This is a genomic window from Variovorax sp. LjRoot84 (assembly GCF_964254305.1).
Taxonomy (GTDB): Bacteria; Pseudomonadota; Gammaproteobacteria; order Burkholderiales; family Burkholderiaceae_C; genus Variovorax.
Genome location: NZ_CAXUTE020000001.1, coordinates 4,634,844 through 4,650,282 on the forward strand (window position 1 = coordinate 4,634,844; position 15,439 = coordinate 4,650,282).

At 66.9% G+C, this 15,439-nt stretch carries 19 protein-coding genes; 6 read left to right on the top strand and 13 right to left on the bottom strand.

Translation table 11 applies throughout. The features are described 5' to 3' along the window. Positions 1-64: 64 nt before the first annotated feature. Positions 65-697, bottom strand: coding sequence for a response regulator (locus ACSQ9I_RS23020; RefSeq protein ID WP_015866882.1), 633 nt, complete (start codon positions 695-697; stop codon positions 65-67). 107 nt (positions 698-804) lie between these two features. Here ACSQ9I_RS23020 and ACSQ9I_RS23025 point away from each other — a divergent pair, with 107 nt between their 5' ends. From ACSQ9I_RS23025 to ACSQ9I_RS23050, 6 genes are all read left to right on the top strand, one after another. Further along, positions 805-2,163, top strand: a complete 1,359-nt coding sequence (locus ACSQ9I_RS23025; RefSeq protein WP_436314595.1) for a CHASE3 domain-containing protein — start codon at positions 805-807, stop codon at positions 2,161-2,163. Between the two features lie 175 nt (positions 2,164-2,338). Beyond that, positions 2,339-2,500, top strand: coding sequence for a DUF1328 domain-containing protein (locus ACSQ9I_RS23030; RefSeq protein WP_093105850.1), 162 nt, complete (start codon positions 2,339-2,341; stop codon positions 2,498-2,500). 54 nt (positions 2,501-2,554) lie between these two features. After that, positions 2,555-2,935, top strand: a complete 381-nt coding sequence (locus ACSQ9I_RS23035; RefSeq protein WP_093105847.1) for a hypothetical protein — start codon at positions 2,555-2,557, stop codon at positions 2,933-2,935. 33 nt (positions 2,936-2,968) lie between these two features. Then, the gene (locus ACSQ9I_RS23040; protein WP_436293353.1) at positions 2,969-3,349 is read left to right on the top strand and encodes a hypothetical protein; all 381 of its coding nucleotides are present in this window, start codon (positions 2,969-2,971) and stop codon (positions 3,347-3,349) included. Next, positions 3,339-3,788 (top strand): hypothetical protein, encoded by a 450-nt coding sequence (locus tag ACSQ9I_RS23045; RefSeq protein WP_436293352.1) that lies wholly within the window; start codon positions 3,339-3,341, stop codon positions 3,786-3,788. The genes ACSQ9I_RS23040 and ACSQ9I_RS23045 overlap by 11 nt, the downstream gene beginning before the upstream one ends. Positions 3,789-3,817: 29 nt before the next feature. Further along, positions 3,818-4,330 carry a ferritin-like domain-containing protein gene (locus tag ACSQ9I_RS23050; protein WP_436315807.1) on the top strand — a complete coding sequence of 171 codons (513 nt, stop codon included), beginning with the start codon at positions 3,818-3,820 and terminating at the stop codon, positions 4,328-4,330. A gap of 132 nt (positions 4,331-4,462) precedes the next feature. Here ACSQ9I_RS23050 and ACSQ9I_RS23055 read toward each other — a convergent pair whose 3' ends face one another. The 12 genes from ACSQ9I_RS23055 to ACSQ9I_RS23110 form a co-directional block, all read right to left on the bottom strand. Beyond that, a complete protein-coding gene (locus ACSQ9I_RS23055) occupies positions 4,463-5,290 on the bottom strand; it encodes a DUF429 domain-containing protein (RefSeq protein ID WP_436314596.1) in 828 nt (275 codons plus the stop codon). A 31-nt stretch (positions 5,291-5,321) separates the two neighbouring features. Continuing rightward, on the bottom strand, positions 5,322-5,744 hold the full coding sequence (locus ACSQ9I_RS23060) for a BLUF domain-containing protein (protein ID WP_093105833.1): 423 nt from the start codon (positions 5,742-5,744) through the stop codon (positions 5,322-5,324). A gap of 5 nt (positions 5,745-5,749) precedes the next feature. Beyond that, the gene (gene folE / locus ACSQ9I_RS23065; RefSeq protein ID WP_093105830.1) at positions 5,750-6,481 is read right to left on the bottom strand and encodes a GTP cyclohydrolase I; all 732 of its coding nucleotides are present in this window, start codon (positions 6,479-6,481) and stop codon (positions 5,750-5,752) included. Between the two features lie 70 nt (positions 6,482-6,551). Then, positions 6,552-7,310 (bottom strand): endonuclease/exonuclease/phosphatase family protein, encoded by a 759-nt coding sequence (locus ACSQ9I_RS23070; RefSeq protein WP_436314597.1) that lies wholly within the window; start codon positions 7,308-7,310, stop codon positions 6,552-6,554. Beyond that, entirely contained in the window at positions 7,307-7,774 is a 468-nt protein-coding gene (gene nudB, locus ACSQ9I_RS23075) for a dihydroneopterin triphosphate diphosphatase (protein ID WP_436314598.1), read from the bottom strand. The genes ACSQ9I_RS23070 and nudB overlap by 4 nt, the downstream gene beginning before the upstream one ends. Positions 7,775-7,851: 77 nt before the next feature. After that, positions 7,852-9,657, bottom strand: coding sequence for an aspartate--tRNA ligase (gene aspS / locus ACSQ9I_RS23080; protein ID WP_436314599.1), 1,806 nt, complete (start codon positions 9,655-9,657; stop codon positions 7,852-7,854). A 31-nt stretch (positions 9,658-9,688) separates the two neighbouring features. Further along, positions 9,689-10,309 carry a DUF502 domain-containing protein gene (locus ACSQ9I_RS23085; RefSeq protein WP_093105821.1) on the bottom strand — a complete coding sequence of 207 codons (621 nt, stop codon included), beginning with the start codon at positions 10,307-10,309 and terminating at the stop codon, positions 9,689-9,691. Positions 10,310-10,325: 16 nt separating this feature from the next. Next, complete coding sequence (locus ACSQ9I_RS23090) at positions 10,326-10,676, bottom strand: FmdB family zinc ribbon protein (protein WP_093105818.1); 351 nt, start codon at positions 10,674-10,676, stop codon at positions 10,326-10,328. 73 nt (positions 10,677-10,749) lie between these two features. Beyond that, positions 10,750-12,198: a sodium:solute symporter family protein gene (locus tag ACSQ9I_RS23095; protein ID WP_093105815.1), complete on the bottom strand. Its 1,449-nt coding sequence runs from the start codon at positions 12,196-12,198 to the stop codon at positions 10,750-10,752. A 14-nt stretch (positions 12,199-12,212) separates the two neighbouring features. Beyond that, positions 12,213-13,778: a ubiquinone biosynthesis regulatory protein kinase UbiB gene (gene ubiB, locus ACSQ9I_RS23100; protein WP_436314600.1), complete on the bottom strand. Its 1,566-nt coding sequence runs from the start codon at positions 13,776-13,778 to the stop codon at positions 12,213-12,215. Then, entirely contained in the window at positions 13,775-14,329 is a 555-nt protein-coding gene (locus tag ACSQ9I_RS23105) for a ubiquinone biosynthesis accessory factor UbiJ (RefSeq protein WP_436314601.1), read from the bottom strand. Before ACSQ9I_RS23105 ends, ubiB begins: the two co-directional genes overlap by 4 nt. A gap of 51 nt (positions 14,330-14,380) precedes the next feature. Then, on the bottom strand, positions 14,381-15,430 hold the full coding sequence (locus tag ACSQ9I_RS23110) for a Tim44 domain-containing protein (protein ID WP_436305132.1): 1,050 nt from the start codon (positions 15,428-15,430) through the stop codon (positions 14,381-14,383). Positions 15,431-15,439 lie beyond the last annotated feature (9 nt).

Consider the following 15,439-nt stretch of genomic DNA (forward strand, 5'->3'; position numbering starts at 1 on the left):
ATCGCGAACGATGGTCTTTTCCAGCATGCGGCAGCCCCGCAGGGATGGAGCCGCCGCCGGAATCTCAATCGATCAACTTGTTCTTCAGCGCGTAGTACGTCAGGTCGCTGTTGGAAGAGAGATTCATCTTCTCCATCAGGCGCGTGCGGTAAGTACTGACGGTCTTGACCGAAAGCGAAAGCGTCTTGGCAATATCGCCCGCCGTCTCACCCTTGGCCAGCTTGAGAAACACCTGAAACTCGCGCTCGGACAATTGCTCGTGCGGCGCCGCGTCGTCCTTGCGGTCGAGCTGGCGCGCCAGCAGCTCGGCCACCGCCGGCGTGATGTAGCGGCGGCCCAGCGAGATGGTGCGGATCGCGTTCACGATCTCCATCGGGTCGCACTCCTTGTTGAGATAGCCGCTCGCGCCCTGGCGGATCAGGTTCATCGCGTAGTGCTCCTCGGGGTAGCCGCTCAAGATGAGGATGCCCACGTCCGGCGCTTTGGCGCGGATCATCGCCAGCGCATCGATCCCGCTCTGTCCGGGCATCGAGAGATCCATCACGAGCACATCCAGCTCCGTGGTGCGCACCAGCTCGATCGCTTCGCGTCCGCTGGCCGCCTCGCCCGCCACGCGCAGGTCGACGTGTTCCGAGAAGAACTGGCGCAAGCCGGAGCGCACGATGGCGTGGTCGTCCACAATTCCGATCTTGATCATCTGGTACCTTCTTTGTCGTATCGCGGTTTCTTGCGTCGCGGCATGCCGCCCCCTGATCCACGTCGATTATTCCCGAATTTGAACTGCCCGCATCCCGCGGAGACCCCATGCGCTGGTTAGCTTTCCCGAAGATGGCCCTCGGCCTCACGCTCGCGACGCTCGCCGCGCTCGTGCTCGTGGGCATCAACGAGGCCGGCTACCGCCAGTCCACCCGGGCCCTGACCGAAGTCGGCGAGGCGCAGCGCGTGCGCCAGGTGCTCAACATGCTGCTGCAGAACATCATCGATGCCGAAACGGGTCAGCGCGGCTATCTGTTGACGGGCGAGGCGCGCTACCGTGAGCCGTATGACGTTGCCGTGAAGCAGGTGGATGGTCAACTGGCCGCCCTGCAGGTGCTCTATGCCGGAAAGCCCGTCGAGACGGCGCGCCTGACCCAGCTCTCGAAGCACGTCTCGCGCAAGCTCGCGGAGATGGACATGAGCGTGCGGCTGCGACGCGACGGCAACGACGACGCCTGGAAGTTCGTGATCACGACCGACGTCGGCCGCGAGGAGATGGAGGCCATTCGCCAGCAGGCCGGCGAACTGATTTCGATCAGCAACGAGGCGCTGATGCTGGGCCAGGTCCAGATCGCGAAGTCGCTGCGCTTTGCGCGCATCGGCATCGGGCTGGTGGCATTGGCGGGCCTGCTGGCCTTCTACCTGTATTTGCGCCAGGCCCATGCGCTGCGCTCGGCCGGCGAGCGGCAGCAGGAGGCGCTGCAACGCGAACGCAATGCCCTGGAGGACGAGGTCCGCGAACGCACCGCGACGCTGGCCGAGCTCGCCACCCACCTGCAGCAGGTGCGGGAAAGCGAGCGCGGCTTCCTGGCGCGCGAGCTGCACGACGAGCTGGGCTCGCTGCTGACCGCGGCCAAGCTGGACGTCGCACGCCTGAAGTCGCGCCTCATCGATTCGCCGGACGCGATCCAGCGGCTGCAGCATCTGAACGAGCTCCTCAACAGCGGCATCGCGCTCAAGCGCCGCATCATCGAAGACCTGAGGCCCTCGTCGCTGGCCAACCTCGGGCTCATCGCTTCGCTCGAAATCCTCGGCCGCGAATTCGCCGAGCGCTCGGGAATGGAAATCGAGATGGTGCTCGAGCCGGTGGCGCTCAACGAAGCCGACCAGCTCACCATCTATCGCATGGTCCAGGAAAGCCTGACCAACATCAGCAAGTACGCGCAGGCGACCGAAGCCAGCATCGTCATGAAAAACTACGGCAACCACGTGATCGTGGAAGTCGCCGACAACGGCAAGGGCTTCGACGCCCGCAGCACCCGGCCTTCATCCCATGGCCTGGCAGGCATGCGGCATCGCGTGGAAGCCGCCAAGGGCAAGCTCACCATTTCGTCGGCGCCCGGCCAGGGAACGCGCCTGAGCGCGATGCTCCCCGCCTCCCCGCCTCCCTCCTCCAAAGCAGCCTGAATACGCGGCTCGGGAGCGGCCCGACCGTGATTCGACCCTCTCCTACGCCCCCAGGCCGCTGCTGCTGACAGGGCTTCGGCGCCCCCCCACTTAACGTGAATCCCACGCGGTTTCACCCTCTGAACCGGCCGGCCGCCATTCACAACGACGAGACCATCCTCCAAAGGAGTTCAGCATGTTGTATTACGCAGTCGTATTCCTGGTCATCGCCCTGATCGCCGCGCTGTTCGGCTTCGGCGGCATCGCGGCCAGCGCCGTCGGCATCGCGAAAATACTTTTCGTGATCTTCATCGTGCTGGCCCTCGCCAGCTTCATCGCGGGCTTGATGCGACGATGACAGCCTCGTTACGATGAGCAGGTTCTCACAACAATCTCCGGAAGGACTATTTTCATGAACACGACCACCAAGACCCCTTCGCAGATCGCCGAAGAGGCGCGCCAGACCGCCGCTGACGCGATCGACACCACGCGCGCCTACGCGCAGAACGCAGTGAACGCCGCCGGAGAGAAGGTTCGTGACCTGCGCCGCGACGCGGAGCCCGCCGTGGAGCAGATCGCGGCACGTGTGCAGCAGGCGGTACAGCGCGGCCTGGATGCCGCCTCGACGACCAGCGCGCGTGCGCAACGCCGCTTCGAGCAGGCTGCCGACGTCACGGGCAAGTACATCGCCGACCAGCCGGTTCGCTCCGTGCTCGTCGCCGCCGCGGCCGGTGCCGCCATCACGGCGCTGATCGTCCTCGCCAGCCGTCGCAGCAGCCGGGACGACTATTGATCTGAAATTCCGCTTCCCGCTGCCTGTCGCACCATGCTTCATCCCATTTTCTCCACGGTGCTCGGGCATCCGGAGCTGATCGCGGATCACGTCGCCAACTACGCTGCGCTGGCCAGGCTGGAAACGGCGCAGGCGAGCCGGGGCCTGATCGCGCGGGTCGTGGCAGGCGCGCTTGCAGCCGCCAGCGCGATGCTCGCCCTGGGGCTGATCGGCGTCGCCGCCATGCTCGGCGCGCTGCACGGAAGCTTTCACTGGGTGCTGGTCGTCGTTCCGGGCATCGCGGTACTGGTCGCGCTCGTCTCGGCCTATGTTGCTTCGCGCCCGAGCGAATTTCATGCTTTCAGCGATATCCGCGCCCAGCTCGACGCGGACGTCCAGGCGCTGCATCTGGCGGGAGAAGGTCGTGGCCATTGAGCGCCAGGACCTGACGCCGCAGCAACGGCTCGCGATCTCCCGCCGGGCGCTGGTGCAGCAGCTGCGAGGGAGCGAAGCCGCAGCCGATGCACCACGGCCAGCCTCGGGGCGGCGCCCGGCGCAGCGCGAAAGCGTGCTCGACCGGGTCGACTGGGCGTCGGTCGCGCGCAATGCGACCCGGCGCTGGTGGCGCAGGCACCCCGCCAACGCCGTCGGCCAATTGGCGCGACCGCTGCTCGACCGCTATGCGCGCGAACAGCCCGCCAAGCTGATGGCGGCGGCAGCGGCGGCGGGTGCGCTGGTCGTGCTGGTCAAGCCCTGGCGATTGCTGTCGATCACGGCAGTGCTCGCCGCGGCCCTCAAGACATCGGACGTGGCCGATCTCGTGACCACGCTGATGCACAAGAACCCCAGCCCCTCACGAAAGGATTCCCCATGAATACCGCAGTCAAGGAGCGCCCGTAAGTTCTGACGCTCGACCAGACCGCCATCGACGCGGCGTCCAAGCACCTCGACGACGGCGCCGTGACGCCCAGCTACGGGCCGTGGCGCGACGACATCGTCAAGCTGCTCAATGACGCGCTGGCCACCGAGCTGGTCTGCGTGCTGCGCTACAAGCGCCACTACTTCTCCGCCAACGGCGTGGCCTCGCCGGCGATCGCCGACGAGTTCCTCGTGCATGCGAACGAAGAGTCCGCCCATTCCGACAAGATCGCGGAACGCATCGTGCAGCTCGGAGGCCAGCCCGACTTCAATCCGAAGACATTGCTCGACCGCAGTCATGCGGACTACGACGAGGCGACGGAGCTGCAGGCCATGGTGCGCGCCAACCTCGTGGCCGAACGCATTGCCATCGAGACCTACCGGCAATTGATCTCGCTCATCGGCGACAAGGACCCAACGACGCGCCGCATGCTCGAAGAAATCCTCACCGACGAGGAAGAGCACGCCGACGAGCTGAAGGACTGGCTCGGCCATTGAACGAAGTCCAACTACCCAAAGAAAAAGCCCGGCTAGCCTCAATACTGGTGGTTCGACCGAGCCACTGAAAACCAATCTAGCGAGCCCGCATAGGCCCCGCGTGCCGAAACCGGCTTGATCTGCTGCAGGACTTCAGGCGGTGAGAATCCAGCCCTCCAGCGGGTCCATCGCCGCCGGCAGGCCATAGCCCGGACCGGCGCTCGACTTGCGGGCCGCACCCCAGGCGGCCTGCACGAGGCAGAGCACCGCGTCGATGCAATCGCCCTTGGCATCGGCCAGCAGCTGATCGCGCTCGGCAGCGCCGAGAAAGAAACGAAGGCCGAGACGCGTGGAACCTCTTTCGAGCGCGGCGAGCAGATCGATCCTCGCCGCGCGCCGCTGCGCGCTCTGGGCAGCGGCATCGTCGCTCTTGTAGCTGCGCCGCCCGATCAGCTCGCGCGCAAGAAGCCCCGGATAGCCCTCCAGCGCAACACGCGCCGTGCCGCCGCCGGCCGGCGCGTGCAGTCCCGGCAATGCGGCACCTGCCGCGAGCAGCCGCGGCACGCCGGCGTGCAGCATGAAGGCGACCGGTGGGTTGATCCATTTCATCGAGGGACTGGAGCCCGCCGGGCCGTCCGTTGCGCGGTGCGCGAACTTCCCGCCGGCGGGGCGCGCCGCGCAGAAGGCAGCGAAAGTCTCGCGGATGCTGTCGCGGCTCAAGCCGGCATAGTGCGCGATGAGCGCCCGCCATTGCGGCGGCCATCCGAGCTGTGCGACCAGTTCGCGCGGCAAGCCGAAGGGGAAGTCGAAGGCGCCGACCCATTCGGGCGTATCCGCCAGCCATTGGCGCCAGGCGTCGAGAGTCGCGAAGCGTTCGAGCCGCGAGAGCCGGACGCCGCCCTCCTGCGCGACCCCGAGCGCGAGCACGATGGGCTTGCGCGAAGTCGGCGCGCTCGAGAAATCGCAGCCCAGCAGCAGCATGGCCGATGCAGCCTCGGCCGCCGCGCGCGACTCAGTGCCGGCCGACGATGGCGGCGGTGGCCATCAGTTCCTCGAGCAGCGCGAGCGATACCTTCCCGGAGACCGAATACGGATCGAGCTCCGGCTTCTCCGAGTACTTGAGCAAGGTCGAGATATTGAGCTTGGACAGATTGACCTGCCCCATCGTCCAGCCGCCGAAGCGGCGCTCGGAGATTTCTTCGTAGTGCAGCAGCACCACGTCCTTGTGGCGGGGATCCCGCTGGATGTGGCCATACAGCTCGCTGATCGCCGTGCGGCCGCCTTCGATGGCCTGCAGGAACACGCCTGCGCCATAGCAAAGGATGCCGGTGATGCCGCACGCAGTGTTGTGCGAGCGCGATTGCGCGAGGATCGCTTCGATGGCGTCAGAGCTGGTATCGACGGCGCGGCTCACATAGAGAAGTCGTACGAGCATGGCGTTCAACTCCGGCGGGGAAGAAGGGAAAGGAATTCGCGGCGCAGGTTGGAGTCTTTCAGGAACGCGCCGCGCATCACCGAATTGATCATCTTGCTGTCCATCTCCTTGACGCCGCGCCACTGCATGCAGAAATGCTCGGCCTCGACCACCAGCGCCAGGCCGTCGGGCTGCGTGCGCTCCTGAATCAGGTCGGCCAGCTGAACCACGGCTTCTTCCTGGATCTGGGGCCGGCTCATCACCCACTCGGCCAGCCGCGCGTACTTCGACAGGCCGATCACGTTGGTCTGCTCGTTGGGCATGACGCCGATCCAGAGCTTGCCGATGATCGGGCAGAAATGGTGCGAGCAGGCGCTGCGCACCGTGATCGGGCCGACGATCATGAGCTCGTTGAGGTGCTCGGCGTTCGGGAATTCGGTGAGCGAGGGCTGGGCCACGTAACGCCCCTTGAACACCTCGTTGACGTACATCTTCGCGACGCGGCGGGCCGTGTTGTCGGTGTTGTGGTCGTTGTCCAGGTCGATCACCAGGCTCTCGAGCACATGCTTCATCTTGCCTTCGACCTCGTCGAGCAGGCGCTCGAGTTCGCCGGGCTCGATGAACTCCGCGATATTGTCGTTGGCATGGAAGCGCTTGCGGGCGGCCAGAAGGCGCTCGCGGATCTTCACGGACACGGGCGTGCCCTCGTCCTCGGCCCCTTCGTCGGGGCGCTCTACGGCGTCGGTTTTCCTTAGCATGAGAGCATCCTAACAGTGAATGTATTCAGGGCGAATGACCCTGCAGCGCGCTTCCCGCCTGCGCGCAAAGCTATTGTTTTGATAGCACGAAATCCGTCACCAGCGGCAGGTGATCGGACATGCGCGCCCAGATCGGCCCGCGCGGCACCGTGGTGGCGACCGGCTCGACCTGGCGGCCGTAGATGAAGTCGAGCTGGGTCACCGGCAGGCGCGAGGGATAGGTCAGCGTGCGCGGTCCGCGCAGGTCGCCGGTGTCGCGCAGCCCCATGGCGTTCATCGCGTAGCGCATGCGCGCGCCCCAGTCGTTGAAATCGCCGGCCACGACCAGCGCCTCGCCGGGCGGGATCTCGCGCTCGATGAATTCCCGCAGCAGCGCGACCTGGCGCACACGGCTGCCCTTGATGAGGCCCAGGTGCAGCACGATCGCATGCACCGGCTGGCCCGCGACGTCGATCGCCACGTGCAGCAGGCCGCGCTGCTCGAAGCGATGGTCGGAGATGTCCTGGTGGGTCTTGCGCAGCACCGGCCAGCGCGTGAGCAGCGCGTTGCCATGCTCGCCGTGCCGCGTGATGGCGTTGGTCTCGTAGACGGCCGTGTAGCCCTCGGGCGCGAGGAAGTCGGCCTGCGGCAGCTCGGGCCAGTGCCTGAAGCGGGCGGCGGCCTGCCGGTTCATCTTGCGCACTTCCTGCAGGCAGACGATGTCGGCATCGAGCTGCTCGATGGCATGGCCCAGGTTGTGGATTTCGAGGCGCCGTGCGGGGCCGATGCCTTGCACACCCTTGTGGATGTTGTAGGTCGCCACCCGGATGCTGTTGGTCGGCGCGTTCATTGCGCAAATTGTGGCAGCAGCAGGATCGCTTCGGCGTTCGAAGGGGAAAAACAGGCGTCGGCCGCCTCGCGGTAGGGCAGCCAGCGCCAGGCCGTGTGTTCGCGCGGGTCCAGGCGCGGCGTCAGGCGCTCGGGCACGCAGAGGCCGAACAGGTGCTCGGTGTTGTGGGTGACGCCCGGCGCATAGCGGGCGCGCCAGCGGGGGTAGATCTCGTAGATGTTCTGGAGCCGCCAGTCGCGCAGCTGCGAGGCGAGCGCGCTGCCTTCGCCGCAATCGATGCCGGTCTCCTCGGCCACCTCGCGCGCAGCCGTCAGCACCAGCGGCTCATCGACATCGTCCTTGCTGCCGGTGACGGACTGCCAGAAATCCTCCGCGTCGGCACGCTGGATCAGCAGCACGTCGAGCGCCGGCGTGTGGATCACGACCAGCACCGACTCGGGAATCTTCCAGGGCCGCCCGCTCACTAACCAACCTTCGCGCCGCGCGCTTCGGTATTCGCCTTGGGGGCGGCCCGGCGGCTCATGCTTGCGCCCCGGCCCGCTCAGGCGGCCAGCTGGGCGTTGCGCAGCCGGATGTGCAGCTCGCGCAGCTGCTTCTCGTCGACCGGGCTCGGCGCCTGCGTCAGCAGGTCCTGCGCGCGCTGGGTCTTGGGGAAGGCGATCACGTCGCGGATCGATTCCGCACCGCTCAGGAGCATCACCAGACGGTCCAGGCCGATCGCGATGCCGCCGTGCGGCGGTGCGCCGTACTGCAGCGCGTCGAGCAGGAAGCCGAACTTGTTCTGGGCGTCCTCGGCACTGATCTTGAGCGCGCGGAACACCTTGCTCTGCACGTCCTCCCGGTGGATACGGACCGAGCCGCCGCCCATCTCGATGCCGTTGAGCACCATGTCGTAGGCCTTGGAGATGCACTTCTCGGGCGCGGTGTCCATGAGGTCTTCATGGCCGTCCTTGGGCGCGGTGAAGGGATGGTGCACGGCCGACCAGCGCTGGCCTTCCTCGTCGAACTCGAACATCGGGAAGTCGACGACCCAGAGCGGCGCCCAGCGGTCCTCGAACAGGCCGTTTTTGCGGCCGAAGGCGCTGTGGCCGATCTTCACGCGCAGCGCGCCGATGGCGTCGTTGACGATCTTTTCCTTGTCGGCGCCGAAGAACAGGATGTCGCCGTTGCGCGCACCGGTGCGCGCGATGATCTCGGCCAGCGAGGCATCGTTGAGGTTCTTGACGATCGGGCTCTGCAGGCCCTCGCGCCCCTGCGCCGCGTCGTTGACCTTGATGTAGGCCAAGCCCTTGGCGCCGTAGATCTTGACGAACTCGGTGTAGGCATCGATGTCGCCGCGCGACAGGCCGCCTTCGGCGCCGCCGCCGGGCACGCGCAGCGCCACCACGCGGCCGCCGGGGGTGCTGGCGGCCTGCGCGAAGACCTTGAACTCGACGTTGCGCATCACGTCGGTCAGTTCGGTGAACTCGAGCTTGACGCGCAGGTCGGGCTTGTCGGAGCCGTACTTGAACATCGCGTCCGCATAGCTCATGACCGGGAACGGCGGCAGCTCGACTGCGGCCGCCGCGCGAAACACCTTGCGGATCATGCCTTCGAACATCTCGCGAATCTCTTCCTCGGCCATGAACGAGGTTTCGATGTCGATCTGCGTGAACTCGGGCTGGCGATCGGCGCGCAGGTCCTCGTCGCGGAAGCACTTGACGATCTGGTAGTAGCGGTCGTAGCCGGCCACCATCAGCAGCTGCTTGAAGAGCTGGGGCGACTGCGGCAGCGCGAAGAAGCAGCCGTCGTGCACGCGGCTCGGCACCAGGTAGTCGCGCGCGCCTTCGGGCGTGGACTTGCCGAGCATCGGCGTCTCGATATCGATGAAGCCGTTGGCGTCGAGGAACTTGCGCACCTCCATCGTGACCTTGTAGCGCAGCATCATGTTGCGCTGCATCGCGGGGCGGCGCAGGTCCAGCACGCGGTGCGTGAGGCGGGTGGTTTCCGAGAGGTTGTCGTCGTCCAGCAGAAAGGGCGGCGTGACGGAAGGATTGAGCACCTTCATCTCCTGGCACAGCACTTCGACCTTGCCGCTCTTCAGGTTCTCGTTGACCGTGCCCTCGGGCCGCGCGCGAACCAGGCCGGTGACCTGTACGCAGAACTCGTTGCGCAGGCCCTCGGCCGTGGCAAAGGTGGCGGCGCGATCGGGATCGCACACCACCTGCACGTACCCTTCGCGGTCGCGCAGGTCGATGAAGATCACGCCGCCATGGTCGCGGCGGCGGTTGACCCACCCGCACAGGGTGACGGTTTGGCCCAGCAGGGCTTCGGTCACGAGACCGCTGTAGTGAGAACGCATGGCCATAGGTGGATTCCGGCGCCGACAGTGGCGCGTTTTATTTGATCGCGATGGTTGCGGGGCCGCCGGGAACGACCACGCCCATCGACACGATGTACTTGAGCGCGTCGTCCACGCTCATCTTGAGTTCGATGCAGTCGCTGCGCTTGAGCATCACGAAATAGCCGCCCGTCGGATTGGGCGTGGTCGGCACGTAGACGCTGAGGTAGTCGCCGCCGCCGAGGTGCTCCACCACGTCGCTGCCGGGCGCACCGGTCACGAACGCGATGGTCCACACGCCTTCGCGCGGCCACTCGACCAGCACCGCGGTGCGGAACGCATTGCCGTTCTCGGAGAACAGCGTGTCCGACACCTGCTTGACGCTGGAGTAGATCGAGCGGACCACCGGAATGCGGCGCACCACGGCATCGCCCCATCCCAGCAGGCGCTTGCCGACGAAATTGCTCGCGATCGCGCCGACCGCCAGCAGGATCGCCAGCGTCAAGAGCACGCCCAGCCCGCGCACCCTGTGGTCGTTGAGCCACTTCTGCCAATCTTCCGGCAGCAGCCACAGCGTCTGGTCGAGCGTGCCGATGATCCAGTTCAGCACGCCCAGCGTGATGACCAGCGGCACGATGACCAGCAAGCCGGAAAGCACCCATTTGCGCAGCGCGAGCATGGCGTGTGCGGCTCGATCAGTCGTTCTTGGCCGCGGCAGCGGCAGGCGCCGGCGCCGGCGCGGGGGATGCGGCAGGCGCAGCGGACGGTGCCGGCGCGCCCGCAGTTTCGGCCGGCTTCGCGGCAGTTCCGTCGGCCGGCGCGCCCGCACCGTCAGCGCCCTTTTCAGCGCCCTTCTTGCCGCCGCCGTCGCGGAAATCGGTCACGTACCAGCCCGATCCCTTGAGCTGGAAGCCGGCGGCGGTGAGCTGCTTGCTGAACGCACCCACGCCGCAGCTCGGGCACTCGGTCAAGGGCGCATCGGACAATTTCTGCAGCACGTCCTTGGCAAAGCCGCAGGCGCTGCACTTGTAGGCGTAGATAGGCATGGGGTCGGGGGGCGGATGAGCGGCCGGCGGCCGCTCGCAAAGCTCTCGATTATAAGCGCCGCCCCACCGCCGCTCAGGCGGGGTCGACGGCCAGCGGACGATGCGGCGTGCGGGTGTTGGAGACCCACTGTGGCGCCAGCGAGCCGGCGAACATGCCGGCGAAGGCCGCCAGCACACCGGCCAGTTGTGCCGGGAACTGCTCGCCCCAAGGCATGGCCAGGAACAGCAGCCAGACCCCGATGCCCAGCACGACCGCCGCAATGGCGCCCTGGGTCGTCGCGCGCTGCCAGTACAGGCCGCAGACCAGCGGCACGAAGGCGCCCACCAGCGGCACCTGGTAGGCGCCCGAGACCAGCTCGTAAATCGGCGTGCCCTGCATGCGGATCGCATAGGCGAGCACGGCGACGCTGAAGAGCAGCACCGTGATGCGCATCGTCATCAGGTTGGATTTGTCGCTGCCGGCCGGCCGGAACTGGCGCCAGATGTTCTCGGTGAAGGTCACGCTCGGCGCCAGCAGCGTGGCCGAGGCCGTCGACTTGATGGCCGACAGCAGCGCGCCGAAGAAGAACACCTGCATCACGAAGGGCATCTTCTCGAGCACCAGCATGGGCAGCACCTTTTGCGGGTCTTCCTTCAGCAGCGTCGCAGTCTGTTCCGGCATGATCAGGAGCGCGCTCGCCACCAGGAACATCGGCACGGCGGCGAACAGGATGTACGCGACGCCGCCGATCACGGGCCCGCGCGTCGAGGCCTTCACGCTGTTGGCCGACATGACGCGCTGGAACACGTCCTGCTGCGGGATCGAGCCGAGCATCATGGTGATCGCGGCGGCGAAGAAGAAGATGATGTCCTTGAAGTTCGGCTCCGGCCAGAACCGGAACAGGTCCTTGCTGGCGGCGAAGGCGATCACCTTGTCGGCGCCGCCGGCCATGTTGCCGGCGAACATCGCGATCACCGCCAGGCCCAGCACCAGGATGATCATCTGGATGAAATCGGTCACCGCCACCGACCACATACCGCCGAACAGCGTGTAGGCCAGGATCGAGACCACGCCGATCACCATGCCGATCGGGATGCTGATGACGCCGCCCGACAGCAGGTTGAACACCAGCCCGAGCGCCGTGACCTGCGCCGACACCCAGCCGAGGTAGCTCAGCATGATGATCAGCGAGCAGGCGATCTCGATGGTGCGGCCGAAGCGCTCCCGGTAATAGTCGCTGATGGTGAGCAGCGTCATGCGGTAGAGCTTGCCGGCGAAGAAGAGCCCGACCAGGATCAGGCAGGTGCCGGCGCCGAAAGGATCCTCGACCACGCCGTTCAGGCCCCCTTCGATGAACTTGGCCGGGATGCCGAGCACCGTTTCGGAGCCGAACCAGGTGGCGAAAGTGGTCGTCACGATCATGTAGAGCGGCAGATGGCGCCCGGCGATCGCGAAATCGGTGGTGTTCTTCACGCGCTTGGCCGCATACAGGCCGACGGCGATCGTGAGCAGCAGGTAGATGATGACCAGGGTCAGCAGCACGACGAAATCTCCTCTCAGAAAAGACGCACGCGCACCAGCACCTGCATCGCGATCAACCCCAATACAAAACCTATGCCACCGTAGATGATGGCCTGCAGGAGCCGGTTGGTCCGCTTTTGAGCGGCCAGCAGTTCCATCAGTTCGCGCCGGTGGTCGGCCGGCCGATTTTCGAGGAAATCGTGCAGAAGCCGAGGCAATTGGGGCAGCAGCTTGGCGTAGCGCGGCGCCTCGGCGCGCAGCTGCTCCAGCAGCTTGCGCGGGCCGATCTGGTCGCTCATCCACTTCTCGAGGAAAGGCTTGGCCGTGTGCCAGAGATCGAGTTCGGGATCGAGCTGGCGGCCCAGGCCCTCGATGTTGAGCAAGGTCTTCTGCAGCAGCACCAGCTGCGGCTGGATCTCGACGTGGAAGCGGCGCGAGGTCTGGAACAGCCGCATCAGCACCATGCCGAGCGAGATCTCCTTCAGCGGGCGATCGAAGTAAGGCTCGCAGACGGTGCGGATCGCGCCCTCGAGTTCGTCGATGCGCGTGCCCTCCGGCACCCAGCCGCTCTCGAGGTGCAGCTCGGCCACGCGCTTGTAGTCGCGCCTGAAGAAGGCGGCGAAGTTCTGCGCCAGGTACTCCTTGTCGGACTCGGTCAGCGTGCCGATGATGCCGAAGTCCAGCGAGATGTAGCGCCCGAAAGTGGCCGGGTCCAGGCTGACCTGGATATTGCCCGGATGCATGTCGGCATGGAAGAAGCCGTCGCGGAACACCTGCGTGAAGAAGATGGTGACGCCGTCGCGCGCCAGCTTCGGGATGTCGACGCCGGCCGCCCGCAGGCGGTCGAGCTGGGCGATGGGCACGCCCTTCATGCGCTCCATCACGATCACCTCGGGATGGCAGAAGTCCCAGAGCATCTCGGGGATCATCACCAGTTCGAGCTTGCTCATGTTGCGCCGCAACTGGGCGGCGTTGGCGGCCTCGCGCACCAGGTCGAGCTCGTCGTGCAGGTACTTGTCGAACTCGGCCACCACCTCGCGCGGCTTGAGTCGCTTGGCATCGGCCGACAATCCCTCCACCCAGGCGGCCATCATGGCCATGAGTTCCAGGTCCTTCTCGATCACGCCGCGCATGCCGGGCCGCAGTACCTTGACCGCGACCTCGCGCACGGCGCCGCCGGTGTCGCGGATGGTCGCGAAATGCACCTGCGCGATCGACGCGCTGGCCACCGGCGTCTCGTCGAACTGCACGAAGATCTCGCCCACCGGCCGGCGGAAGGCGCGCTCGATGGTCGCGATCGCGACCTTCGAATCGAAGGGCGGCACGCGGTCCTGCAGCCAGGCCAGCTCGTCCGCGATGTCGGCAGGCAGCAGGTCGCGCCGCGTCGACAGCACCTGCCCGAACTTCACGAAGATCGGCCCCAGGCTCTCCAGTGCTTCGCGCAGGCGCTGGCCGCGCGGCGCGTCGAGATTGCGGCCGATCGAGACGACGCGCGCCACCACGCGCAGCCAGGGCTTTTGGAAGCTCGTGAGCACGAGCTCGTCGAGGCCGTAGCGCAGCGCGACCAGGACGATGACGATGCCGCGGTAGAAACGCCTCATTCGGGGCCTGCGGGCCCGGCGGCCTTGCCGCCGCGCTCACCGACGAACTGCCGCAGTGCCGCCACCACGCGCCCGGCGCCGGTGGCAATGGTGTGGGCGGGAACGTCGCCGATCACGCGCGCCAAGTCATCCTCGACGTCCCAGCGCACGTGGTCGACCAGCCAGTTGACCTCGGCCGCCAGTTGCACGTCGCCTTCGATGCGCACCGGCGGCTTGTCGCCGCGGAACGCGGCCCGCGCGAGGCCGAACGGGGATTCCTCGGTCACCGCGAGCGTGAGCTCGGAGAGGGCGTCCTCGGGCGCCAGGTCGAGCAGGCCGGCCGGCGTGGCCACGAACTTCATCGTGACGAAGCGCCATTCGAACTGGACCACCCGCCCCTGCTGGCGCATCAGCCGCTGCTGGGCCTCGGGTTCCTGCTGCAGCACGTGGTTGAGAAACAGCACGGCGCGGTGCTGGACCTCGTGGACGACCCAATCCGGCGGCTGCAGGCGGCTGCCGACGCGGTTGACGAAGTCGTCGAGAAAAGAAAATGGGGACGATGGTGTGACCATGTCCCCATTATTCCTGAGCCGTCGGCCTCCCGGCCGCGGCGCTGCGTGCTTTTACTGCAGAGCTTGCACGCCGGCCACCAGCCAGCCGCTCGTGCCGCTGGTCGGCTTGGTCATGTTCCAGACTTCGCGGAAGGGGCTCGGGCCGGAGGACACGTCCTCGCGGATCATGCCGGAGAACTCGACGCTGGCCAGGTAGGCATCGGGCAGTTCCTCGATGCCCAGCAGCTTGGCATCCAGCATCACGACCTCGGTCTTGTTCGGCTGGCCGCCGGTGTGGTTCTCGCGCTCGGCCAGCTGCTGGCGGATCTCGCCGACCATGCCGTCGGTCATCATCGAACGCAGGGTTCCGATGTCGGCGCGGTCCCAGGCGTCCTGCAGGGTCACGAAGTTGCGCTTGGCAGCGGCGAGGAAACCGTCGACATCGAAGCCGGCCGGGATGCCCCAGGACTGCGAGCCGCCCAAGGCCGAACCGATCAGGCTGCCACCGGCCGCTGCCGCGCCCGCCATCGACGAACCGCCGGTGCTGCGCTCGGCCGGGTGATCGGGCTGCTGCGCCGGGCTGGCGTCGAAGGCCGCGGTGTTGCGCTCCCACGGACGGGCCGAGGCGTCGTTGCCGACGTTGTTCGGGCTGTACTGCGAAGGCGCCGTGGCGTCAGCGGGATGGCCTGCGCCCTGGAACGCGAAGCCGCCGCTGCGGGACGCGCCGTTGGCGCGCGAACGCGCCGCGAAGATGCGCCACACGACCACGGCCGCGACCACCAGCAGGAGGATCAGCAGGATGTTGCCGAAGGCTGCGCCGAGGCCGAGCGAATGCGCAAGCCAGGCCAGGCCGAGGCCCGCGGCCAGGCCGCCGAGCATGCCGGCCCACGGACGCTTGGGCGCCGCCGCAGCGGGCGCGGCCGCGGCCGGCTTGGCCGCAGCGCTGTTCACGTTCTGTGCGGGGGCGCCGGGCGCGGCCGGCGCAGTGGGCGTTGCCTCGCGCTGCGTCACGTTGCCCGACTGCTTGCCGATCGACGTTCCGCCGCCCAGGCGGCGTGCGTCGGCGTCGATGCTCACAGCGGCCAGCGCGCACACCAGCAAAACGGACCAAAAACTCTTCATGACGTCTCC